This window comes from Streptomyces sp. NRRL WC-3549 (genome assembly GCF_000721935.1).
Lineage (GTDB): Bacteria > Actinomycetota > Actinomycetes > Streptomycetales > Streptomycetaceae > Streptomyces.
This window is the reverse complement of sequence record NZ_KL585457.1, coordinates 7,496-8,454: the sequence shown is the minus strand read 5'-3', so window position 1 is coordinate 8,454 and position 959 is coordinate 7,496. Positions and strand designations below refer to the sequence as shown.

The 959-nt window shown below is 72.2% G+C and carries 1 pseudogene; it reads right to left on the bottom strand.

Annotated features, from left to right (window positions below):
* Positions 1–57: 57 nt before the first annotated feature.
* Positions 58–959: pseudogene (locus IH13_RS0135775) on the bottom strand (histidine kinase); the annotation flags it as partial.

Below are 959 nucleotides of genomic sequence, written 5' to 3'. Positions count from 1 at the left end.
CACGAAGTTGGTGATCAGCCAGTTCAGATTCTGCGCGGCCTGACTCATGGGGCTCAACTAACGCTCCTGCTGGTGAGTGGGGCCGAGTTGGAAACTGCCGGTAGACGGGCCGTTGTTGGCCTGTCGTCCCTGCTGGATGCCCCGGCGGAGATTGGTCAGACGGCCGCGTACGTCATCCGGCGCACGCGAAACCTGAGGTCCGGACTGATGATTCTGCTGCTGAGCAGTGCCCGGCACCAAATTGGCACGTGGGACCCGGCGAGGCAGCCCGGAAGTGGTGATCCCGCCCGCCGCGGGCTTCTTGACCCGCTCGGCCTGCCGGACGAGTTCGTCGTTGGGCGAGGCGCGCCAGGAACTGGTGGCCGCGGTGTCGGCCGCGCCGCGGCGCGGCATGGACGGAGCCTGGTCGCCGGAGGGCTCCGGAGCGACCGGTGCCTGCGGCTCGGCGGACGGCTGGCCGCCCTGCGGGCCGTGGAACCAGTTGGTCTCCAGCGTGTCGTACAGCGGTGTACGTCCGTCACCCGGACCGGCCGGCGGCAGTGCCTCCTGCTGGTGCTGCGGGGGCAGGGCGGGCCGGTGCTGCTGCTCGCCCCTGGGCGGCAGGGGAGGACGCGGTGCGCCGAAGTCCGCGGAGTCACGCCGCTGCGGTGCGGGCATCTGCGGGGCCTGGGAAGGGAAGCCCTGGTCCTGCGGGGCCTGGGAGCCGTAGCTCTGATCCTGGCCCTGCGGGATCTGGGAGCCGTAGCCCTGGTCCTGACTCTGCGGGATCTGGGAGCCGTAGCCCTGGTCCTGGCCCTGCGGGGCCTGGGAGCCGTAGCCCTGGTCCTGCGGGAGCGGAGCGCCGAAGTCCGGACGGGCGAACTGGGCGGTGCCCGCCGGGTCCATGCCCTGCTGGGGAGCCTGGGGAGCCTGGGGAGCCTGCGGGGCGGAGAAGTCCGGGCGGGCGAACTCGGCCGTGG